General features: G+C 71.1%; 17 protein-coding genes and 1 pseudogene. 6 read left to right on the forward strand and 12 right to left on the reverse strand.

Annotated elements, in window-relative coordinates; translation table 11 throughout:
• The first annotated feature begins 58 nt into the window (after positions 1–58).
• Both ASH01_RS09525 and ASH01_RS09530 read left to right on the forward strand, forming a co-directional pair.
• On the forward strand, positions 59–862 hold the full coding sequence (locus tag ASH01_RS09525) for an Ltp family lipoprotein (RefSeq protein ID WP_235509584.1): 804 nt from the start codon (positions 59–61) through the stop codon (positions 860–862).
• Between the two features lie 154 nt (positions 863–1,016).
• Complete coding sequence (locus ASH01_RS09530; RefSeq protein WP_056774693.1) at positions 1,017–1,604, forward strand: DUF6529 family protein; 588 nt, start codon at positions 1,017–1,019, stop codon at positions 1,602–1,604.
• 42 nt (positions 1,605–1,646) lie between these two features.
• Here the strand turns inward: ASH01_RS09530 and ASH01_RS09535 are convergent, their stop codons facing one another.
• Complete coding sequence (locus ASH01_RS09535; RefSeq protein WP_056774695.1) at positions 1,647–2,765, reverse strand: ANTAR domain-containing protein; 1,119 nt, start codon at positions 2,763–2,765, stop codon at positions 1,647–1,649.
• A gap of 204 nt (positions 2,766–2,969) precedes the next feature.
• On the opposite strand from ASH01_RS09535, the gene ASH01_RS09540 reads away from it, so the two are divergent.
• The 3 genes and pseudogenes from ASH01_RS09540 (at position 2,970) to uvrA (ending at position 6,530) form a co-directional block, all read left to right on the forward strand.
• On the forward strand, positions 2,970–3,413 hold the full coding sequence (locus ASH01_RS09540) for a ferritin-like domain-containing protein (RefSeq protein WP_056774699.1): 444 nt from the start codon (positions 2,970–2,972) through the stop codon (positions 3,411–3,413).
• 110 nt (positions 3,414–3,523) lie between these two features.
• The gene (locus tag ASH01_RS09545) at positions 3,524–3,988 is read left to right on the forward strand and encodes a hypothetical protein (RefSeq protein ID WP_056774702.1); all 465 of its coding nucleotides are present in this window, start codon (positions 3,524–3,526) and stop codon (positions 3,986–3,988) included.
• Positions 3,989–4,044: 56 nt separating this feature from the next.
• Positions 4,045–6,530 (forward strand): annotated as a pseudogene (gene uvrA / locus ASH01_RS09550) (excinuclease ABC subunit UvrA).
• A gap of 30 nt (positions 6,531–6,560) precedes the next feature.
• On the opposite strand, the gene ASH01_RS09555 reads toward uvrA, so the two are convergent.
• From ASH01_RS09555 to ASH01_RS09605, 11 genes are all read right to left on the reverse strand, one after another.
• Positions 6,561–7,457, reverse strand: a complete 897-nt coding sequence (locus ASH01_RS09555) for a universal stress protein (protein ID WP_056774705.1) — start codon at positions 7,455–7,457, stop codon at positions 6,561–6,563.
• A 3-nt stretch (positions 7,458–7,460) separates the two neighbouring features.
• Positions 7,461–9,278, reverse strand: coding sequence for an amino acid permease (locus ASH01_RS09560; protein ID WP_082619634.1), 1,818 nt, complete (start codon positions 9,276–9,278; stop codon positions 7,461–7,463).
• Positions 9,279–9,543: 265 nt separating this feature from the next.
• On the reverse strand, positions 9,544–10,548 hold the full coding sequence (locus ASH01_RS09565; RefSeq protein ID WP_056774706.1) for a Gfo/Idh/MocA family protein: 1,005 nt from the start codon (positions 10,546–10,548) through the stop codon (positions 9,544–9,546).
• A gap of 32 nt (positions 10,549–10,580) precedes the next feature.
• The gene (locus tag ASH01_RS09570) at positions 10,581–11,513 is read right to left on the reverse strand and encodes a TIM barrel protein (RefSeq protein WP_056774709.1); all 933 of its coding nucleotides are present in this window, start codon (positions 11,511–11,513) and stop codon (positions 10,581–10,583) included.
• A gap of 32 nt (positions 11,514–11,545) precedes the next feature.
• Positions 11,546–13,045 (reverse strand): CoA-acylating methylmalonate-semialdehyde dehydrogenase, encoded by a 1,500-nt coding sequence (locus ASH01_RS09575; protein WP_056774711.1) that lies wholly within the window; start codon positions 13,043–13,045, stop codon positions 11,546–11,548.
• A gap of 97 nt (positions 13,046–13,142) precedes the next feature.
• On the reverse strand, positions 13,143–14,024 hold the full coding sequence (locus tag ASH01_RS09580; protein ID WP_056774714.1) for a sugar phosphate isomerase/epimerase family protein: 882 nt from the start codon (positions 14,022–14,024) through the stop codon (positions 13,143–13,145).
• Positions 14,021–15,991, reverse strand: coding sequence for a 3D-(3,5/4)-trihydroxycyclohexane-1,2-dione acylhydrolase (decyclizing) (iolD, locus tag ASH01_RS09585; RefSeq protein WP_056774717.1), 1,971 nt, complete (start codon positions 15,989–15,991; stop codon positions 14,021–14,023). Before iolD ends, ASH01_RS09580 begins: the two co-directional genes overlap by 4 nt.
• On the reverse strand, positions 15,988–16,908 hold the full coding sequence (gene iolB / locus ASH01_RS09590) for a 5-deoxy-glucuronate isomerase (protein ID WP_056774720.1): 921 nt from the start codon (positions 16,906–16,908) through the stop codon (positions 15,988–15,990). The genes iolD and iolB overlap by 4 nt, the downstream gene beginning before the upstream one ends.
• The gene (locus ASH01_RS09595; protein WP_056774724.1) at positions 16,905–17,828 is read right to left on the reverse strand and encodes a Cgl0159 family (beta/alpha)8-fold protein; all 924 of its coding nucleotides are present in this window, start codon (positions 17,826–17,828) and stop codon (positions 16,905–16,907) included. The genes iolB and ASH01_RS09595 overlap by 4 nt, the downstream gene beginning before the upstream one ends.
• Positions 17,825–18,838 carry a 5-dehydro-2-deoxygluconokinase gene (gene iolC / locus ASH01_RS09600; protein WP_056775315.1) on the reverse strand — a complete coding sequence of 338 codons (1,014 nt, stop codon included), beginning with the start codon at positions 18,836–18,838 and terminating at the stop codon, positions 17,825–17,827. Before iolC ends, ASH01_RS09595 begins: the two co-directional genes overlap by 4 nt.
• A gap of 8 nt (positions 18,839–18,846) precedes the next feature.
• Positions 18,847–19,851, reverse strand: coding sequence for a Gfo/Idh/MocA family protein (locus ASH01_RS09605; RefSeq protein ID WP_056775316.1), 1,005 nt, complete (start codon positions 19,849–19,851; stop codon positions 18,847–18,849).
• Between the two features lie 566 nt (positions 19,852–20,417).
• On the opposite strand from ASH01_RS09605, the gene ASH01_RS09610 reads away from it, so the two are divergent.
• Positions 20,418–21,419, forward strand: a complete 1,002-nt coding sequence (locus ASH01_RS09610; RefSeq protein WP_056774727.1) for a substrate-binding domain-containing protein — start codon at positions 20,418–20,420, stop codon at positions 21,417–21,419.
• Positions 21,420–21,422: the final 3 nt, after the last annotated feature.

The raw sequence follows: 21,422 nt of genomic DNA on the forward strand, positions 1-21,422 counted from the left end.
GCCAATGGGCCCGGACACTTCCCTAGCAGTTCCAGGGAATCCACAGGGAGAGCCATTCATGAGCGACAACAACTACCACTACCCCGCGCCCGAAGGAGTGCCGACCGCGCCGTTGACGTGGGCACCTCCGCAGGGCGCTCCGCTCACGGAGTCGGGCGCGAGGACGAAGCCGAAGATGGGCAAGGGCAAGAAGGCCGGCCTGTGGGCTGGTGGCCTCGTCGTCGCTCTCATCGCCATCGGCACGACCGGCAACAACCCCAAGACCACTCCGACCGCCGCCACCGCCGCGAGCGTGACCACGACGGGCGTCGCCACGACTCCGGCTGCCTCACCGGCCGCCACGGTCGACACGGCAGCGGCGGACAAGGCCGCCGCCGACAAGGCCGCAGAGGACAAGGCGGCGGACAAGGCGGCCGCCGCCAAGGCTGCAGCGGCCAAGGCTGCCGCTGCGAAGGTTGCTGCGGCCAAGGCTGCCGCTGCGAAGGTTGCTGCGGCCAAGGCTGCCGCCGCCAAGGCCGCCGCCGCCAAGGCCGCTGCAGCGAAGGCGGCGGCTGAGGAAGCCGCCAACGCCATGACCGTGTCGCAGGAGCAGGCCGTCGCCAAGGCCGAGTCCTACCTCGAGCTCACGGCGTTCTCGCGCAAGGGTCTGATCGAGCAGCTGCGGTTCGAGCAGTTCTCCAAGGCCGACGCGACGTTCGCCGTCGACCACATCACGGTGAACTGGAAGGAGCAGGCCGCCAAGAAGGCCCAGTCCTACCTCGACCTGACGCCGTTCTCCCGCGGGGGCCTCATCTCACAGCTGAAGTTCGAGGGCTTCACCACCGCTCAGGCCACCTACGGCGTCACGGCCGTCGGCCTCTGAGCGATTCGCCGGCGCAGCCCATCTCGGCGTGGAGCCGGTCAGCCCGCACGGACTGACCGGCCCCGCGCACCCCGGGACCCTTCCGTCTCAGGCGACGGGCTCGGTCTTGAGCCGTTCCTCTCCCGTACGGGCCGGGCAGGAGGATCCTGAGACCATGGCTGACAGCAGGCCTGCGAAGAGCCTGGCGATCCCCCTGACGGCGTTCGCCGCGGGCGCGGTCGTCGCTCTGCTCGTCGGGGTCTTCGGCAAGGTCCACGACCCGACGCTCGCCGGCACGACGACGTTCGGCTTCCGCACGGTGATCGACATGAAGGTCGTGCTGTCCGTGGTGATCGGGGTGCTCGCGCTGCTCCAGCTCGTCGGTGCCCTCTGGCTCTACGGCAGGCTCGGCATCGGCGCGCCGTCCTGGCTCGGCACCGCCCACCGCATCTGCGGCGCGGTCGCCGTCGTGCTCATCGTCCTCGTCGCCTACCACTGCCTCTGGGCCCTCGGCCTCGAGTCCGGGACGCTCCGTGACGGCGAGCCCGTCTCCACGCGCACCGTCGTGCACGGCATCCTCGGGTGCGCCGTCATCGGTGCCGTCGTCGTCAAGGTCGTCGCGGTCCGGTCCAGGCGCGCTCCCGGCTGGTTCCTGCCCGTGGCCGGCGGTCTGCTCTTCGCGCTGCTCATCGGCGCCGTGCTGACGTCGGCGATCTGGTACATCGCGGCCCGGGGCTGGCCGGGCTCGGGTGGCTACGGCTGACCCCTCAGCACCCGTGATCGTCACCCGTTGTATGCCGGGTGCTCACGCCCCGCCCGCGTCGCGGGCTCGCGCAGGCGGCCGGGTCGCACCCGAGTCCGCCCGCGGGGCGTCGCTGCTGTCGAACTCGCCCGTCTGCGCCACCGTGACAGCCACCGACCGGAGCTTCTCGTTGAGCCGCTGGGACGCCCGTCGCAGGGCGTCGAACGCATCCTCCGGGGTGAGCTTCAGCCGCTCCATGAGGATCCCCTTGGCCTGGCCGATGACGTCCCTGGACACGAGTGCCTGGTTCAGCCCCTCGGCCAGGTCCTCGAGGTCGCGACGTTCGTGGGCTGCTCCCGCTGCCAGCCCCGCGTGCGCAGCCAGGATGAGCCCGATGTCCCGCGCGTCGTCGCTGAACGCATCCGGCTCGGCCCCGTAGGTGTTGAGCGACCCCCCGGCGCCGTCGGTCCACAGTCTCGGCGCGGCCAGGCGGTATGAGGCGGCGGACTCGGCGCCGTGGTCGACCGGGCGTGACGCCAGCGTCGGCCAGCGTGTGTCGGGGAAGGCCCGCGCATACACGATGGCTTCGTCCACCGCGTCCAGGCAGGGTCCCTCGTGTGCCGCGTACTGCGCGTCGTCGACGGCCGTGGCGGCCGAGGCCGTGGTCGCTGCGGTCTGGAAGGCCCCGCTCTCCCGGAGCGTGACGCTGGCCATCTGACACCCCGCGATGGTGCTCACCGCGGCCTGGGCGATCCGCGACATGACCTCGTCGAAGGAGTCGGCGGCGTAGAGGTGCTCGGCGACCTCGGCGAACGCCGCGGCCAGCTTGGTCGTCGGAGTGGCCGCGTGCCGTCGCTCAGCAGCCTCGTCCCGGTCGACCTCGGCGGCATCGCGGGAGGTGGCCATCTCCTCACGGTCCTCGAGCGCCCGTGCCCGGCCGACCCGGTCGGCAAGTCGTGAAGCAGCCGATTCGACACTGTCACCTGTGGATCCGAGCTCGACCGCGCGGGCGTCCAGCTGCCGTTCCAGCTCGTCCAGCCGAGCCTGTCGCGCGTCCGCGATCGCGTCCCTCGCGTCCGCGACGGCGTCGCGCTCAGCCGCCAGCTCGTCACGTCGGTCGGCGACGAAGTCGCGCTTCTCGGCAGCCCACTGGCGCTCGTCCTCGACCGATTCCGATGCCATCGCCGTGGCCTCCTCCCAGACGCCCGGATCCTTCCTCGACTCTATCGTCGGGCGGTGCTCATCAGATCGCTACGCGTGAAGCGCCGACCACGAACACCGGCTCGTGGCGCACCCGGCGCGGGGCGGATCCGGGCTGCCCACGGTTGGGTCGTGACGCCGTCGGGTAGGACCCGAGGGACCAGCAACCCGATCGAAGGAGTGCACATGTCGGATGACGAGAAGGTCGCCAAGGACCTCGTGGAGACCCTGAAGGACGGCGAGCGCGGCTTCGCCTCAGCTGCGGAGAAGCTGCGTGACAGCGACCGCGCCGAGTGGGCCACCACCCTGCAGCGGCTGTCCGAGCAGCGCGCCGGCTTCCACCGCGAGATCGTCGAGATGGGCCATGAGTACGGCGACGACGTCGACGAGAGCGGATCGGTCGCGGCGACCGTGCACCGCGGCTGGATCTCGCTCAAGGACGCCCTGACGGGCGACGACGCGGGCAGCGTCCTCGGCGCGGCCGTGACCGGCGAGGACCACGCGGTCTCCGAGTACGAGAAGGCCGAGAAGGCCGACCTCAGCGCCGGCTTCCGCGCCGTCGTGACCCGCCAGCACGCCGCGATCGTGGCTGCCCGCGACGAGGTCAAGGCCCTCCACGTCGCCGACTGACGGCGCCCGGGCTCGGCCTGGCCCCTCCACCGGCCCCGGTCCGGTGGAGGGGTCATCGCGTGGGCGCGGCGCTACTGTGGCGACGAAGCCCCGAGACCAGGAGGTATGCCGTGTCGTACGTCGTCGACTTCGTGGACGTGTCCACCGAGGGGCTCGAGAGCTCCCCCGTCGCGGAGGCGCTGGCCGGCCTCCGGGCCAACGAGGCGCGCTACTACAAGAACAAGTACGACCACGTCCTCACCGTCGAGCCCGCGGCAGACGCGAGCGAGATCGTCGAGTACGTCCACCGCATCCTCGCGGAGGAGCGTGACCTCACGATCGAGTCGCGGCCCCTCGAGGCCACGGCGTTCGAGGTCGACGGGCTCAGGATGGCCTACGTCTTCTACGAGTCCGGCCTGTCGATCAACGTCATGTACGCGATCGACCCGGCGGGCAAGCGCGCCGTCGGCTTCAAGCTCTCCGACGGCATGGAGGTCCCCGAGGAGCTCGCGTCCCGGTTCAAGTTCGCCCGTCAGAGGTCGAAGCTGGCCGGCACGATCCGGGGCTCCTACTTCGTCATCAAGGGCGAGTACTGACCCGACCGGCCACGACCGATGGTGCCCGCCCGGGCCCGAGCGACTAGACAGGTCACGTGCACCTCGACCCGACCGACCACTTCGTCCACGTCCGCGGAGCCAGCGAGCACAACCTCAAGACCGTCGACGTCGACCTGCCGCGTGACGCGATGGTGGCCTTCACCGGCGTCTCCGGCTCGGGCAAGTCCTCCCTCGCCTTCGGCACCCTCTATGCCGAGGCGCAGCGGCGCTACTTCGAGTCGGTGGCGCCCTACGCCCGCCGGCTGCTCCAGCAGGTCGGCGCCCCGCACGTGCAGGAGATCACCGGCCTGCCGCCGGCCGTCGCCCTCCAGCAGCGCCGCGGCGCCCCGAGCTCGCGCTCGACCGTCGGCACGCTGACGACCCTCTCCAACCTCGTGCGGATGCTCTACTCCCGCGCCGGCACCTACCCCGTCGGCGCGACCCGCCTCGAAGCAGAGGCCTTCTCCCCCAACACCGCCGCCGGGGCATGCCCCGAGTGCCACGGGCTGGGCGAGGCGCACGACGTCGCCGAGGACCTGCTCGTCCCCGACCCGTCCCTGAGCATCCGCGGCGGCGCCATCGCGGCCTGGCCGGGCGCCTGGCAGGGCAAGAACCTCGTGCGCGTCACGAGGACCCTCGGGATCGACGTCGAGGCACCTTGGCGTGACCTCTCCCGCGCGGACCGCGACTGGCTGCTCTACACCGACGAGCAGCCGCGGGTGCTCATCGACCGGCGCGGTGAGGCCGACGACACGACAGGCCGCGACTACCACGGCACCTTCTGGAGCGCCCGCAGCACATCCGCCACACCCTGGCCGACACGAAGAGCCAGATGATGCGCGACAAGGCCCTGCGCTTCGTCCGCAGCGTCCGGTGCCCGGCGTGCCACGGCACGGGACTGCGGGAGGACGCCCTCGCCGTCACCTTCCGCGGGCTGAGCATCGCGCATACCAACGCGTTGTCCTTCACCGACCTCGCGGCCCTGGTGCGCCCCGTCGCCGAGCTGACCGAGGCCGGCGCGGCGACGTCGTCCGCCACGTCGGGCGAGGCCACCGAAGTCGCCGTGCGTCTCTGCACCGACCTCCTCGCGCGCGTCCAGGTGCTGCTCGACCTCGGCCTCGGCTACCTCTCGCTGGGACGCAGCTCGACGACGCTCTCCCCCGGTGAGGCCCAGCGCCTGCGCATCGCGTCCCAGCTGCGGTCCGGCCTCTTCGGGGTCGTCTACGTCCTCGACGAGCCGTCCGCGGGGCTGCACCCGGCCGATGCCGCGCCGCTGCTCGAGGTGCTCGACGCGCTCAAGCGCTCGGGCAACTCGCTCTTCGTCGTCGAGCACGACCTCGACATCGTCCGCCGCGCCGACTGGGTCGTCGACATCGGTCCGGGCGCGGGCGAGCAGGGCGGCCACGTGCTCTACTCGGGTCCGGTCGACGGGCTCGAGCACGTCGAGGCCTCGGTCACCGGGCACCACCTCTTCGGCCGCGCCGAGCGTCCCCCGCGGCCGCAGCGCGAGCCCCAGGGCTGGCTGCACCTGCGCGGGATCAGCCGGCACAACCTCGACGACGTCTCCGTCGACGTCCCGCTCTGCGTCCTGACGGCCGTCACCGGAGTCTCGGGGTCGGGCAAGTCGACGCTCGTCACCCAGGTGCTCTCCGAGCTCGTCCGCTGCCACCTCGGCCAGAGCCCCGACGACCCCGAGGAGACCGAGCTCGAGATCGACGTCGACGACGCCACCGGCCTCGAGTCGTTCGACCGGCTCGTCCGTGTCGACCAGCGGCCCATCGGGCGCACCCCGCGCTCCAACCTCGCCACGTACACCGGCCTCTTCGACGCCGTGCGCAAGCTGTATGCCGCCACCCCCGAGGCGCGCGAGCGCGGCTACGGCGCGGGCCGCTTCTCCTTCAACGTCGCCGAGGGACGCTGTGAGACGTGTCAGGGCGAGGGCTTCGTCTCCGTCGAGCTGCTCTTCCTGCCCGGGACGTATGCGCCGTGCCCGACCTGCCACGGCGCGCGCTACAACGCCGCGACGCTCGAGATCACCCACCGCGGCAAGAACGTCGCCGACGTGCTGGCCCTCTCCGTCGACGAGGCCGCCGACTTCCTCGCCGACGTGCCGGCCGCCGCGCGCAGCCTCACGACGCTGCGCGAGGTGGGGCTCGGCTACCTGCGTCTCGGTCAGCCCGCCACCGAGCTGAGCGGTGGGGAGGCCCAGCGGATCAAGCTGGCGACCGAGCTGCAGCGGGCCCGGCGCGGGCACGCCCTCTACCTCCTCGACGAGCCCACGGTCGGGCTGCACCCGGCCGACATCGCCCTGCTGCTGCGCCAGCTCCACACGCTGGTCGACGCCGGGAACACCGTCGTGCTCGTCGAGCACGACCTCGGCACCATCGTCAGCGCGGACTGGGTCATCGACCTCGGCCCGGGCGGTGGGGACGCGGGGGGCCGTGTCGTGGCGACGGGCACCCCGGAGCAGGTCGCGGGCGTCGAGGGGAGCGCGACAGCGCCCTATCTCGCCGCCCAGCTCTCCTCTCACGCGGACCGGTAGCGGCCGGATCTGCTTGGTGCAGAAGGAGGCTCAGCCTGCTCGGGGGGCCGGCACGAGGTAGACGGGCACCGGTGCCGACCGGATGATCTTCGAGGCGCGCGAGCCGAGGAAGAGCCGGGCGGCCGGGGCCGACGAGCTCGGACCGACGACGAGCAGGTCGCCGTCGCTCCACTCGACGTCCCAGATCGCCGTGCTCCACGAGACTCCCTCGCCGACGACGAGCGACCGGGCGAGACGCTCGGCCAGTGCGGCGTCGTGGGCTCCCACCTGGGCCCGGAGAGCGCTCGTCGTGCGCGCCACCCACCGGTCGACGACGAGGTCGTCGGCCGACTCCTCGACGCTGCCGTAGATCCGCTTGGGCGGCCGGACGGCGAACGACACCGCCCGCAGGCTCGCACCGAGGGCTTCGGCGACCGCGGCCCCCACGGCCGCCACGTGCGACGCGCCCGCAGACCCGCCGAAGCCGATGCTGACCCGGCGGATGCGAGAGCCCGGCGTGGGTCGGTATCCGAGGGGGGCCAGGAGCACCGACAGGGGCGCCGAGTGCACGAGCCGGTCGGTCACGCTGCCGAAGGAGATGCGACCCAGCGCGCCCTTGCTCGACGAGCCGAGCACGAGGGCGGACGCGTCGACCTCGGCCGCCAGCTCGAGCAGGCCGGCGGGGATCGACGATGCCGCACGCACCACGAAGCTCGCCTCGACGTCAGGAGGCAGCGCCGTCCGGGCCTGCTCGAGGACCGACTCGCCCCAGTCGCGGAGCGGCCCGAGGTAGTCCCCGTCGACGAACTCCGCGGCCCCCGCTGCGTGCGGGGTCGTCACGACGACGGCCACGGTGAGGGGCTCGCCCGTCGACCGTGACAGCACGGCGGCCAGCTCGAGCGCCGACGCGCCGCTGTCCTGCGCCGTGTAGGCGACGACGATGGCCACGGCTCAGGCCTGCATGACGAGCGAGGCGGCCTCGACGTGGGTCACCGGCAGACCGAGCTCGCCGGCCCGGTCGACGACCTCGAAGCGCTGCCAGATCGAGTCCGAGGCGGGCAGCGTCACGATGACGATCTGGTCGGGGTCGAAGTGGCTCACCGCCGCCCGGAGGGCACGCAGCGGCCGGTAGTCGCCGAGCCCACCGGTCGCGTCGAGGTGGTGCGCCGTGAGGGCATCGAGGGTCCGGTCCAGCCGGGCCTGCGCCGCCTCGGTCGTCGCCTCGGCGACGGACACGGCGCCGTGCGTCGAGGCGGTGCCCGTCTCGACGGCGCTGGCCGGGACGCAGACGTAGTAGGTCGCCTTGCCCATCGCGTCGATGCGCTGGAGCTCGCGCATCAGCTCGTCGGCCTCGAGGGTCTGGTTGGCGAGCACGAGCACGCGGCGCGCCTCACCGGTGTGGTCGGGCGCGACACGCTCGGGCAGGCGCGCGATGCGGGCCCGGTTGATGAAGAAGAGGACGAGCACGATGCCGAACGACACGAGGCTCAGCACGAGCTGGATGCGCACGTCCTCGGTGAGTCCCATCTGGACGAGCACCAGGACGATGCCGAGCGCCGTGATGACCGACAGGGCGGGGAACCACCACATCTTCACCTTGAGCGTCGACGCGTCAGCCCGGTAGCGCAGGATGATCTGCGAGACGGCGATGAGCAGGTAGACGAAGAGGATGACGGCGCCGGACGAGTTGAGCAGGAACGAGAAGACGGTGTCGGGCGACACGGCAGCCATGATGACGGCGAGGAAGCCGACGACCGACGAGGCCAGGATGGCGACCATCGGCACTCCACGGGAGTTGACCGAGACCATCGAGGCGGGTGCCTCCCGGCGGGCGGCCAGCACGAAGAGCATCCGGGACGCGGTGTAGAGGCCGGAGTTGAGGCAGCTGAGCACGGCGGTCAGCACGACCGCGTTCATCACGTGGTCGGCATACGGGATGCCCATCTCCTGGAAGGCCGCGACGTAGGGCGACGCCTCCAAGGTGGCCGAGTTCCACGGAAGGATCACCGCGAGCAGGAAGATCGAGCCGACGAAGAAGATGGCGATGCGGGTGATGACGGAGTTCGCGGCCTTGGACACGGCCCGCTCCGGGTTGTCGGACTCGGCTGCGGCGATGGTCGCGATCTCGGCGCCCACCATCGAGAAGATCACCGTCACGACACCCGCCGTGACCGCCAGTCCGCCGTTGGGGAAGAAGCCGCCGTGCGCGGTGAGGTTGCTGAAGTCGAGGTCGGCGTTCGGCCAGATGCCGAAGACGAAGAGGGCACCGCAGGCGAGGAAGACGATGATCGCCGCGACCTTGATCCCGGCGAACCAGAACTCGAACTCCCCGAACGACGAGACCGAGATGAGGTTGGTGCCCGTCATGAGGAGCATGAGCAGGAGGCTCAGCACCCACGTCGGCACCCCCGGCAGCCAGAAGTTGATGACCTTGGCGCCGGCGACGGCCTCGAAGCCCACGACGATGACCCAGAAGTACCAGTAGAGCCAGCCGACGGAGAAGCCCGCCCAGTCACCGAGCGCCTTGCGGGAGTAGTCGGCGAACGAGCCGGTCGACGGGTTGGCCACGGCCATCTCGGCCAGCATCCGCATCACCATGATGATGAGGACGCCGCACAGGGCGTAGGTGATGAACGCCCCGGGGCCCGTGTCGTGGATGACGGTGCCCGAGCCGACGAACAGGCCCGCCCCGATGACACCGCCCATGGCGATCATCGTCAGCTGCCGCTGGTTGAGCGACCGCTTGAGCTCCGGCCCCGCGCCGGCCACGTCAGGCCGTCCGATCCATGGTGGTGGAGCAGTGACAGGGGTTCACGTGACGAGACATGGGACAGCCCTCTCGATCGGACCGAGGAGGCTGACCGCCCCCGCGACGATCTGCCCAAAGTAGCCACGAGCGGACCATCTGTCCACGCGAGTCCAACGTTGCCGATCAGGGCGATCCGAGCGTTCACCGCGGGTGGATCGCCGGCACCTGGTGCCGGCGATCCACCGCGTTCCGTCGGTGTGGCCGTGAGCCGGCCGGCGCCCGACGTCAGGCGTAGAAGTCGGGCTTCGCGATCATCTCGACCTTGACGACGCCCTCGTCGGTGAGCGCTCGGACACCGGCGTCACAGACGCACGCGGCGGCATACCCGTCCCACGACGTCGACCCGGTGTGCTCGCCCCGCGCGACCGCGGAGATCCACTCCTGGACCTCCGTGACGAAGGCGCCCCAGAAGCGGTCGTTGTGGTCGCGGGCGATGGCGTTGCGCACCCCGACGCCGTCGCGCACGACGATCGCGTTCTGGTCGCCCAACGACACCGTCCCCTTCTCGGCAACGGCTTCGCAGCGGATGTCGTAGCCGAACTGGCAGTTGACGAAGATCTCGTCGTCGACGCGCACCCCCGACTCCGTCTCGAGGATGAGCACGAGCGGGTCCTGGAGGTGCTCGAAGCGCAGCGACGTCTTCTTCGGCTTGTCGACGCGCGCCGAGACGAACTCCTCGCCGAGCAGCCAGCGCATCGTGTCGACCTCGTGGATCGCGGTGTCGTTGATGGCCATGTCCCACGTGTAGTGCTCGGGCACGGTCGGGTTGCGGTGCGCGCAGTGGACCATGAGCGTCTCGCCGAGCTCGCCCGAGTCGAGCAGCGTCTTCATCTCGCGGTAGCTCCGATCGAAGCGACGCATGAATCCCACTGTCACCAGGCGCCGCCCGCCGACCTGCTCGGCCTCCATGATCCGCAGCGCGGCCTCCGCCGTCGGCGTCAGCGGCTTCTCACAGAAGACGGGCTTGCCCGCCGCGATGGCCGCGAGCACGTCCACCTCGTGCGCCGGCCCGTAGCTGCAGATCATGACGGCGTCGACCTCGTCGGCGGCGATGAGCTCGGCCGAGGACGCGTATGCCGTCCCGTCGATCCGCGACGCCACCTCGGCCGCTCGGGCCGGGTCGACGTCGGAGACGGCGACGACCCGCCCGCCCGCGATGACGGTGTGGATCCGGTCGATGTGAGCCTGGCCCATGCCGCCCGGGCCGATCATGCCGATGCGTACGGTCATTGGTGTGACTCCTTCGTCAGCGAGGGCAGGGCTCAGCGGAGGCCGAGGCCGATGGACGCGAGGTACTCGCGGGTCTGGATGGCGTTGGGCAGCGGGTAGGACGGCTCGCACGGGTACATGTCCTGCTCGCACACGACGTAGAGCTCCTTGTCGAGGTCGGCCAGGGCCTCGATGAGCGACGGCATGTCCGGCGCGCCGGCCGGCGGTGCGACGGAGCAGCCCTTGGCGACAGCGAGACCGAAGGGCCAGTCCTCGTCGTGGGCCTGCTTGACGAGGCCTTCGTCCATCGCCTTGATGTGGACGTAGGAGATGCGCTCGGGGTACTTGCGGCACAGCTCCATCGGGTCCCCACCGCCGTAGACGATGTGGCCGGTGTCGAGGCAGAAGCCGACGTAGTCGGGGTCGGTCGCCTGGAAGACGCGGTCGATGTCCTCGGGCGTCTCGATGTGGCTGTCGCCGTGCGGGTGGAGGACCATCTTGAGGCCGTAGTCCTCCTTCATGATGCGACCGAGCTTGTCGGCATTGGAGATGTAGGCGTTCCACGCCTCCGTCGACAGCACGCGGTCGTCGGTGAACTCCCACGTCTTGTCGTCGCGGAAGAGGGGCGGTAGGTGCACGATGTACTCCGCCCCGACGGCGGCGTGCGTCTCGGCGATCTCGCGGAAGGTCTTCTCCGTGTCGGCCCAGGCCTCCGGCTTGTGCAGGATGCCCCAGCCCGTGCCGGCGACGACCTGGAAGCCTCGCTTGTCCATCTCCTCCTGCAGGCGCTTCGGGTCCTTGGGGAAGTAGCCGAACGGCCCCGTCTCCATGACCGAGAAGCCGGCCTCGGCCATCTCGTCGAGCGCGGTCTCCCAGTGGATCTGCTTCTCGTCCTCGGGGAACCAGACGCCCCACTGGTCAGGACAGACACCGATCGTCAGCTTGCTGTAGCGGTCGTCGGTGTTGCGGGCCTTGGACTCGGCCATGGTCGTTCGTTCCTCTCGAAAAGTGTTGCGGGTCAGTCGTTCTGGGGGAAGCCAAGGTTGAGGCCGCCGTGGCTCGGGTCGAGCCAGCGCGACGTGACGACCTTGCCGCGGGTGAAGAAGTGGACGCCCTCCATGCCGTGGGCGTGGGTGTCGCCGAAGAGCGAGTTCTTCCACCCGCCGAAGGAGTAGTACGACACCGGCACGGGGATCGGCACGTTGACGCCGACCATGCCGACCTCGACGTTGCGCTGGAACTTGCGGGCCGCGCCACCGTCGTTGGTGAAGATCGCCGTGCCGTTGCCGTAGGGGTTGCTGTTGATGAGCGTGAGGCCCTCGTCGTAGGAGCCGACGCGAACGACCGACAGCACCGGACCGAAGATCTCGTCGTCGTAGAGCGACATGCCGGGCTTGACGTGGTCGAAGAGGGTCGGCGCGAGGAAGTAGCCCTCCCCGTCGGACTCGTAGGAGTCCTGACGACCGTCGACGACGAGCGTCGCACCTTCGGACACCCCGGCGTCGAGGTAGGACGTCACCTTGTCGCGGTGCTGCGAGGTGACGAGCGGGCCCATGTCGCAGCCGCGCGTGCCGTCACCGGTGACGAGCTTGCCCATGCGGTCCTTGATCTTCGAGATCAGCTCGTCCGCGATGGGTTCGACGGCGACGAGTGCCGAGATCGCCATGCACCGCTCCCCCGCCGAGCCGAAGCCGGCGTTGACCGCCGCGTCCGCGGCGAGGTCGAGGTCGGCGTCCGGCAGGACGAGCATGTGGTTCTTGGCGCCGCCGAGGGCCTGGACCCGCTTGCCGTGCGCGGTGCCCGTCTCGTAGACGTACTTCGCGATCGGCGTCGAGCCGACGAACGACACCGACTTCACGTCGGGGTGCCTCAGCAGCGCGTCGACCGCCTCCTTGTCGCCGTTGACGACCTGCATGACACCGTCGGGCAGGCCGGCCTCCTTCCAGAGCGCCGCGACCGCGATCGCGGCCGAGGGGTCCTTCTCGGACGGCTTGAGGATCACCGCGTTGCCGCACGCGATGGCGATGGGGATGAACCACATCGGCACCATCGCCGGGAAGTTGAACGGCGAGATGACGGCGACGACCCCGAGCGGCTGGCGGATCGAGTAGACGTCGACGTTCGTCGAGGCGTTCTCCGAGAAGCCGCCGCGCATGAGGTGCGGGATGCCACAGGCGAACTCGGCGACCTCGAGGCCGCGCGTCACCTCGCCGAGCGCGTCGGAGAGCACCTTGCCGTGCTCGGCCGTGATGAGCGCCGCGACGTCCTCCTTGCGCTCGTTGAGCAGCTCGCGGAAGGCGAAGAGCACGCCCGAGCGCTTGGCGAGCGAGGCGTCGGCCCACTCCTCCCACGCGGAGGCGGCGGACGTGACGGCCTCGTCGACGAGCGAGGCCGAGGCGAGGTCGAGCACGCCGGACTGCTCCCCCGTCGCGGGGTTGAAGACGGGCGACGTGCGCTCGGCGGTGCCGGCCCACGGCTGGCCGTCAATGAGGTGGGTGATGCGGGTGGGCGTGCTCATGGCAGTGTCCTTCGGGTTCAGATCAAGGCGGAGGGGGCGTGTGCCGGGTGGCCGGCTCGAGGAGGGAACACGTGGGTTCGGCTCGGATGCTGGTGGCTCAGGGCGAGACGAGCGTGGGCGGCGTCGACCACTTGTCGAGGTAGGAGCGGATCGTGTCGCGCATGTAGGTGCTCGACTCACGCGCGCGGTCCTCCCAGGCGAAGACGCAGGAGGTGACGATGCCGTCGAAGCCGATGCGCTCGAGGCCGGCGAAGAACTGGCCGAAGTCGACCTCGCCCTGCCCGATGTCGAGGTGCTGGTGCACCGTGACCTGCGACCCGGGCGGGTTGACGATGTAGCGCAGCCCGGACGACGCGGTGTGGTCGTAGGCGTCGGCGACGTGGACCATCCTCAGCAGGTCGCCGGCCTTGTCCATGATCCCGTCGGGATCGTTGCCCTGGTGGAAGGTGTGCGGCGCGCAGTAGAGGAACGACACGTTGGGGCTGTTGATCCCCTTGATGATGTCGACCGCACGCTTGCCGTCCTCCTCCCAGTCGTCGGGGTGCGGCTCGAGCACGAGCCGGATCCCCTCCTTCTCGAAGACGGGCAGCAGCTCCTCCATCGACTGCCAGAACATCCGCTCGCACACGGCCGCCTCGCGGGGGTTGCCGTTGAGCTCGGAGTTCATCGTGTCGACACCGAGGTCGCTGGCGATCTGGATGGCGCGCGTCCAGTAGCGCACGGCCGCCTTGCGGTCGTCCTCGTCGGGACCCGACCACCGGAAGAGTGGCAGGAGCGACGACACCCCGACCCCCGCAGACGCCAGCGCCGACCGGAACGCGGCCACGCCGGCGTCGTCGACGCGCGGGTGGTTGAAGAAGGGGATGAAGTCGTCGCGCGGCGACAGCTCGATCCACTCGTAGCCGAGGTCGGCCACGAGGGAGGGCAGCTCGAGCAGCGGCGTCTCACGGAACATGTACGGGTCGAGGGCGAGCTTCATGACGAGGACTCCGGGTGAGAGGTGGTGCCGACGGGAGTGATGAGCGGACGCTGGGTGGCCTTGTGGTCGACGTACTCCGCGTATGCCGTCCGCGTCGTGTCGAGGTCGCTGACCTCCGAGACCGGCACGTCCCACCAGGACGCGCTGTCGGGCGCGTGGACGAGCGGGTCGGTCTCGACGTGGATGACGACGGGCCCGCCGTCGGCCGGAGCGGCCTTGGCCTCCTTGATCGCCTGGTGCAGCTCGTCGAGCGAGTGCACCTCGATGACGTGCGCGCCGAGCGAGCGCGCGTTGGCGGCGAGGTCGACGGGCAGGACGGCGCCGTCGAGGCGTCCGGACGACTCACCACGGAAGCGGTAGCTCGTGCCGAAGCGCTGCGAGCCGAGCGACTCCGACAGCGATCCGATCGAGTGGAAGCCGTGGTTCTGCACGAGGACGACGATGACCTTGATGCGCTCCTGCACCGCCGTGACGAGCTCGGTCGGCATCATGAGGTAGCCGCCGTCGCCGACCATGGCGAAGACGTCGCGCGACTCGTCGGCGAGACGGATGCCGAGCGAGGCCGGCACCTCGTAACCCATGCAGGAGTAGCCGTACTCGACGTGGTACGCCTTGCGGTCGCGCACCCGCCACAGCTTGTGGATGTCGCCGGGCATCGAGCCCGCCGCACAGAGCACGACGTCGCGGGGGTCGGTCAGCTCGTTGACCGCGCCGAGCACCTGGCCCTGGGTGAGCAGGCCATCGGCCAGCCGGTCGGTGACCTCCGGAGCGGGGTGGAAGGCCGCCTCGACCGAGGCGTCCCACTCGGCCCACAGCGCGGCCTGGCGTGTCCGGTGGGCGTCGTCGACGGCATACCCGTCGAGCGCCGCAGTGAGCGCGACGAGCGCCTCCCGGGCGTCGGCGACGACCGAGAGCCCCGAGTGCTTGCCGGCGTCGAAGCGCGCGACGTTGACGTTGACGAAGCGGACCCCGTTGTCCTGGAAGGCTGTCCGCGAGGCAGTGGTGAAGTCGCTCCACCGCGTGCCGATGCCGATGACGACGTCGGCCTCTGCGGCGAGCGCGTTGGCGGCCGTCGTGCCGGTCGAGCCGACCGCACCCATCTCCTGCGGGTGCCCGTGCGGCAGGGACCCCTTGCCGGCCTGCGACTCACCGACGGGGATGCCGGTGGCCTCGCAGAACGCGCGGAGCGCCTCCTCGGCGCCGCTGTAGTGCACGCCGCCACCGGCGACGACGAGCGGCCGCTTCGCCGAGCGGATGACCGCTGCGGCGTCGGCGACGTCGACGGCCTCGGGCAGCGGACGCGCCACCCGCCACATGCGCGGCGCGAAGAGCTCGAGCGGCCAGTCGTGCGCCTCGGCCTGCACGTCCTGCGGCAGCGAGATCGTCACGGCGCCCGTCTCGACGGGGTCTGTGAGCACCCGCATCGCACCGAGCAGCGCCGACGGCAGCTGCTCGGGACGGCTGACCCGGTCGAAGAACTTCGACAGCGGGCGGAAGGCGTCGTTGACCGTCACGTCGGCGGCATACGGCAGCTCGAGCTCCTGGAGCACCGGGGAGGACACTCGCGTCGCGAAGGTGCCCGACGGGAGCAGCAGCACGGGCAGACGGTTGATCGTCGCCAGGGCGGCGCCGGTCAGCATGTTCGTCGAGCCGGGACCGACGGACGCGGTGCACGCCCACGTCTGCAGGCGGTCCTTCTGGCGGGCGTAGGCGACGGACGTGTGGACCATCGCCTGCTCGTTGCGGGCGAGCACGTACGGGAGGTGCTCCTCGCCGTCGGCGAGCTCGTTCTGCAGCAGCGCCTGGCCGATCCCGGCGACGTTGCCGTGGCCGAAGATCCCGAAGCAGCCGGCGAAGAGCTTCTGCCGCTCGCCGTCGCGCTCGCTCCACTGGTTGGCGAGGAAGCGCACCACGGCCTGGGCCACGGTCAGACGCACCGTCGCGGCCGCGTGGGTGTCGCTCGTCATCGAGCACCTCCAAGGGGAAGTCGGGGGTCGACCGGCTGGTCGGACCACGTGTCGCGGACCCAGCCGTGTGCGGGGTCGTCGCAGATGAGCCAGGCCCGCTCGGCACCCGGGCCGGCCATGACGTTGAGGTAGTAGAGGTCGTAGCCGGGGGCGGCCATCGCCGGGCCGTGCCAGCCGTGCGGCACGAGGACGACGTCGCCCGAGCGCACCTCGGCGAGCACGTCGATCGGCCGGTCGTCGGTGCCGTAGACCCGCTGGTAGCCGACCGGGCTCGTACCCGCGGCCTCCGGAGCACCGGCCGACGGGGCGACCTCGAAGTAGTAGATCTCCTCGAGCTCCGTCTCGACCCCCGGCCGCTCCTCGTCGTGCTTGTGCGGCGGATAGGAGCTCCAGTTGCCGCCGGGGGTGATGACCTCGCAGGCGATGATCGAGTCGGCGTCGAGGACGCCGGGGATGCCGAAGTTGCGGACCTCGCGGGACGCGACGCCGGCGCCGCGCAGCTCGACGGGCACGTCTGCGACGCCCACGTGACGGAACGGCGGCGTGTGCCGTCGCGTCGCGCGGGCGCCGCAGACGGCGATCGTGGCGGGACCGCCTTCGGCGGTCACCGTGACGTCGCAGTCGCGCGTGGCGTAGGCGACGTCGGTGGGCCCGGCGAAGACCGAGGCCCGACCCGCGAGGACGGCCTCGTGCTCGAGGCCCTCGGGGTCGACGGCCGTGACGGCGACGGATCCCGAGAGCGGCACGACGACGTGCTCCCACTCCCCGGCCGCGACGGTGCGGCTCTCCCCGGCAGCCAGCGCGGCGGAATACAACCGGGTGTGCGACCACCCGTCGAGGGCGTCGTCGATGGCGACCGACCACTCCGTCGTGCCGGCGCTCCCCAGGGGGCGCACCCAGCGCTCGTTGTCGCTCACGCGCGGACCCCGCTCCCGTGCACCAGCCCGGCGGCGATGTCGACGGCCGCGGCGACGTCCCCGTCGGGCGGGAAGAGCAGGGCGCGGCCGACGACGAGACCGCGCACGGCGGGCAGGTCGAGCGCGCGGCCCCACGAGGCGTACGTGTCCTGCGGGTCGCCCTGGGGGTCCCCGCCGAGGAGGAGCGTCGGCAGGGTCGTCGCGTCCATGACGCGGTCGAGCTCGTCGACGACGGGAAGCTTGAGCCACGTGTAGGCGCTCGAGGCACCGAGGCCGGCAGCGATGTGGACCGACTTGATCGTCGAGTCGGGGTCGAGCTGGTTGACGACCCGACCGCCCTCGCGCGTCGAGAGGAACGGCTCGACCATCGCCATAACCTGGTGCTCGGCGAGCTCGGTGACGGCGTTGGCGCTCGCCTCGAGGGTGGCCACCGTGCCCGGGTCGTCGAGGCAGATGCGGGTCAGCATCTTGCCGCCGTCGATACCGCGCGCCGCGATCTCCCCCGCGGTGTAGGCGGTGAAGCGGTCATCGAGCTCGAAGGTCGCTCCCTGGAGGCCGCCGCGGTTCATCGAACCGATGGCGACCTTGCCGTCGAGGGCGCCGAGCAGGAGGAGGTCGTCGAGGACGTCGGGCGTGCCGAGCACCCCGTCGACGCCGGGACGCTGGAGGGCGGTGACGAGGCGCTCGAGCAGGTCGCTGCGGCTCGCCATGGCGGCGCCGGCGCCGCGGACGCCGAGGGCACCGCGCGCGGGGTGGTCGGCGGCGACGAGGAGCATCCGGCCGTCCTCACGGACGAGGGGACGGCGGCGGCGCGCGGCCCACGCGGCGGCGATGCGCCCGGGTTCGCGCACGCGGATCTCGGTCAGGTCGGCGACCCGGACGCTGGGGCTGACGGTGGGCTCGTGCTGCGTGGTGGTCATCGCGCCTCCTCGGCGGTGGTGGCGAACGGTGAGGCCTGCCGGCCGGCGGCGGCCAGGCGCTCGTCGACCTCGGCGGAGGTCGGCATCGCGGTGGAGCACTCGAGCTTGCTGGCGACGATCGCACCTGCGACGTTCGCGAACTCGAGGACGCGCCGCAGGTCCCAGCCCTCGAGCAGGCCGTGGCAGAGGGCGCCCCCGAACGCGTCACCGGCACCGAGGCCGTTGACGACGTCGACGGGGAAAGGCGGGACCTCGAGCCGCTCGTCGCGGGTCGCGGCGAGCACCCCCTTGGGGCCCTGCTTGACGACGGCGAGCTCGACGCCGCGCTCGAGCAGCGCGTCGGCCGCTCGCTGGGGGTCGGTCTCGCCGACGGCGACCTCGCACTCCTCGCGGTTGCCGACGGCGACGGTCACGTGGTCGAGCGCGCGCCCGACCTGCACGCTCGCCTCGGCCGGGTCGGACCAGAACATCGGCCGGTAGTCGAGGTCGAGCACCGTGTGGGTGCGGCGGGCCCGGACGTCCCAGGCGCGGAAGTGCGCGGCCCGGCTCGGCTCCTGCGACAGCCCCGTCACGGTCGCCCAGTAGACGCCGGCGTCGCGGATCGCGTCGAGCGGCAGCTCGTCGGCCTCGATCATGAGGTCCGGAGCGGTCGGGTAGCGGTAGAAGTACAGCGGGAAGTCGTCGGGCGGGAAGACCTCGCAGAAGGTCACGGGGGTCGGCGGCCCGGCGACGGCGGAGACGAAGGAGTCGTCGACCCCGAAGTCGCGCAGCGCCTCGTGGACGTAGCGGCCGAACGCGTCCTGCCCGGTCCGCGTGACGAGCGCGGTCCGGTGCCCGTGGCGGGCCGCCGCCACCGCGACGTTCGTCGCGCTGCCGCCGAGGAACTTCTCGAACGTGCGGACCTTCTCGAGCCCCACGCCGTGCTGGAGCGGGTAGATGTCGACGCCGGTGCGTCCGATCGCGACGACGTCGTATGCCGTGTCGCCGGGGGCGGGGGTGGTGGTGTCCATGGCGTCGCTCACAGGCTCGGGATCTCGTCGAGCGAGACGACGCGACGCTCGCGCCGTGAGAGCTCGCAGGCGTCGGCGACGCGGAACGCCTGGAGCGCGTCGTCGACGGTGCACGGCGAGGCCAGCGCCCCGCGGGCGACGGCCGCGAAGGCCGTCAGCTCGGCACGGTAGGCCGGCAGGAAGCGCTCCATGAACGACCAGTGTCGGGGGCCGACCGGGTAGGTGGCACCGGGCTCGGCCGAGGTGACGGCGAGCGAGTCGTCGTAGCCGACGCCGATCGTGCCGTCGCTGCCGAGGACCTCCATGCGCACGTCGTGGCCCCCGCCGTTGTAGCGCGTGGCCGAGAGGTTGACGAGCGTGCCGTCGTCGAGCGTCAGCACGGCTGCCGCGGTGTCGACGTCGCCGGCCTCGGAGAAGAACGCCGCGCCCTTGTTGGCGCCGGTGGCGTAGACCGAGGCGACCTCGCGACCGGTGACGAAGCGGATGATGTCGAAGTCGTGGATCGAGCAGTCGCGGAAGAGGCCGCCGCTCGTCGGGATGTAGGCGGCATGGGGCGGCGCCTGGTCGTGCGTCTGCGCGCGGATGCTGTGGACGAAGCCGAGCTCGCCGCCGGCCACGGCCTGCTGGGCGCGCTGGTAGCCGCGGTCGAAGCGGCGCTGGAAGCCGACGTGGACGGGCGTGCTCGTCGTGCGGACGAGCCGTGCGAGGTCCAGCGTCTCGTCGAGCGTGGCGGCCACGGGCTTCTCGCAGAAGGTGGGGACGCCGGCCTCGAGACCCAGGCGGATGAGGGGTGCGTGTCCCGGCGTCGCCGTGGCGATGACGAAGCCGTCGACGCCCTGGGCGAGCAGCTCGGCCGGCGAGGCGGCGAAGCCGACCTCGAGCTTGTCCGCGACGGCGCGGGCGGCGTCGGCGTCCAGGTCGGAGACGACGACCTCGTCGACGTCGGACAGGTCGCGGAGGGTCTCGGCGTGGAACGCCCCGATGCGGCCGACTCCGGCCAGTCCGATGCGCATGTGCACACTCCCTTGGGTGATCGCGGTGGGTGGCGACCCGGTGGGGGTGGTCGCCGTGAGGTCCGGACGGCGAACGCCTCGACATCGTCGTCCCTTCGAGAACGATGGTCCTGCCGTGGCCGTCGCCATGTCAAGCAAATGTTAGGACATTCTGATGTTTGATCAATCTCTTGACATGCATGCAGGAAGAGGAGCATCCTCCAATCGCTGGCACCGACGCCGGGACCGGCAGACATCGACACCGATGTCCGCCCGCGACGGAGGAGCCAGTGCGAGCACGGAGACCCACCACGTCGCCGGAGCTCGCCGAGATCCCCGCACACCTTCCGGGCGACGACCTCGCCCCACACCGTCCTCACCGGACGCGACGCAGCCAGACCGCTCAGCCCACGCGCAGCACAGGCGCACCGGCCGGGTCGACACGACCCGACACCCCTCCAGCCCGCACCTCACGTGCCAGGCGGCACACGGCACACGGGCTCCACCCTGATCGACGGATCGACCGTCACAGAACGTCGCGCCACTCCGGCGACCGGGCCACCGCGACGCAACGAAAGGAATCAACGATGACTCCGACTCGGACTCGCAAGAGCCTGACCGTCGCAGCCGGCGTGGCCACGGCCGCCGCCCTCGCCCTCGCGGCGTGCAGCAGCGGCGGCGCCCCCGCCAGCACCGCCGACGCCGGGAGCGGCAGCGGCGCCGGCGACAACTCCGGCTACACGTTCGCCATGGTCACCCACGAGACCCCCGGCGACACCTTCTGGGACAAGATCAAGGCCGGCGCCACCCAGGCCGCGAAGAACAGCGGCATCACGCTCAAGTACTCCAACGACCCCGACCCGGCCAAGCAGGCGACCCTGATCCAGAACGCCGTCGACTCGAAGGTCGACGGCATCGCCACGACGCTCGCCACTCCCGACGCCCTCGCCGGTGCGGTCAAGTCGGCCAACGACGCCGGCATCCCCGTCGTCGCCTTCAACTCCGGCATCGACCAGTACCAGCAGGTCGGCGCCAAGATGTACTTCGGCTCCGACGAGAACCTCGCCGGTGAGGCGACCGGCAAGCGCATCGCCGCCGCCGGTGGCAAGAAGGTCCTCTGCGTCATCCAGGCCGCCGGCTCGGTGGCCCTCGAGGCGCGGTGCGCCGGCGTCAAGAAGGGCATCCCGGCGACAGAGAACATCCAGGTCAACGGCGCCGACGACCCGTCGGTCGTCTCGGCCCTTCAGGCCAAGCTCGCGCAGGACAGCTCGATCGACTGGATCGTCACGCTCGGCGCCCCGATCGCCCTCGACGCCCTCAAGGCGATGGACGCGGCCAGCAGCAAGGCCAAGCTCGCCACCTTCGACCTCAACGTCGACGCCGCGCAGGCGATCCAGGACGGCAAGATCCAGTTCTCGGTCGACCAGCAGCCCTACGTGCAGGGCTACCTCGCCATCCAGTCGCTCTACCTCAACAAGAAGAACGGCAACGACATCGGTGGCGGCCTCGCCGTCCTGACCGGACCGTCGTTCGTGGACTCGAAGAACATCGCCGTGATCCTCCCGTTCGCCAAGAACAACACGCGCTGACCC

It is taken from the genome of Terrabacter sp. Soil811 (assembly GCF_001429655.1).
In the GTDB taxonomy this organism is placed as follows: Bacteria; Actinomycetota; Actinomycetes; order Actinomycetales; family Dermatophilaceae; genus Terrabacter.

What these genes read in the sequence shown, in the direction of transcription:
- ASH01_RS09525 (WP_235509584.1), top strand. Translation starts at nt 59, where the DNA reads ATGAGCGACAACAACTACCACTACCCCGCGCCCGAAGGAGTGCCGACC.
- ASH01_RS09530 (WP_056774693.1), top strand. Translation starts at nt 1,017, where the DNA reads ATGGCTGACAGCAGGCCTGCGAAGAGCCTGGCGATCCCCCTGACGGCG.
- ASH01_RS09535 (WP_056774695.1), bottom strand. Translation starts at nt 2,765, where the DNA reads ATGGCATCGGAATCGGTCGAGGACGAGCGCCAGTGGGCTGCCGAGAAG.
- ASH01_RS09540 (WP_056774699.1), top strand. Translation starts at nt 2,970, where the DNA reads ATGTCGGATGACGAGAAGGTCGCCAAGGACCTCGTGGAGACCCTGAAG.
- ASH01_RS09565 (WP_056774706.1), bottom strand. Translation starts at nt 10,548, where the DNA reads ATGACCGTACGCATCGGCATGATCGGCCCGGGCGGCATGGGCCAGGCT.
- ASH01_RS09570 (WP_056774709.1), bottom strand. Translation starts at nt 11,513, where the DNA reads ATGGCCGAGTCCAAGGCCCGCAACACCGACGACCGCTACAGCAAGCTG.
- ASH01_RS09575 (WP_056774711.1), bottom strand. Translation starts at nt 13,045, where the DNA reads ATGAGCACGCCCACCCGCATCACCCACCTCATTGACGGCCAGCCGTGG.
- ASH01_RS09580 (WP_056774714.1), bottom strand. Translation starts at nt 14,024, where the DNA reads ATGAAGCTCGCCCTCGACCCGTACATGTTCCGTGAGACGCCGCTGCTC.
- iolD (WP_056774717.1), bottom strand. Translation starts at nt 15,991, where the DNA reads ATGACGAGCGACACCCACGCGGCCGCGACGGTGCGTCTGACCGTGGCC.
- ASH01_RS09595 (WP_056774724.1), bottom strand. Translation starts at nt 17,828, where the DNA reads ATGACCACCACGCAGCACGAGCCCACCGTCAGCCCCAGCGTCCGGGTC.
- iolC (WP_056775315.1), bottom strand. Translation starts at nt 18,838, where the DNA reads ATGGACACCACCACCCCCGCCCCCGGCGACACGGCATACGACGTCGTC.
- ASH01_RS09605 (WP_056775316.1), bottom strand. Translation starts at nt 19,851, where the DNA reads ATGCGCATCGGACTGGCCGGAGTCGGCCGCATCGGGGCGTTCCACGCC.
- ASH01_RS09610 (WP_056774727.1), top strand. Translation starts at nt 20,418, where the DNA reads ATGACTCCGACTCGGACTCGCAAGAGCCTGACCGTCGCAGCCGGCGTG.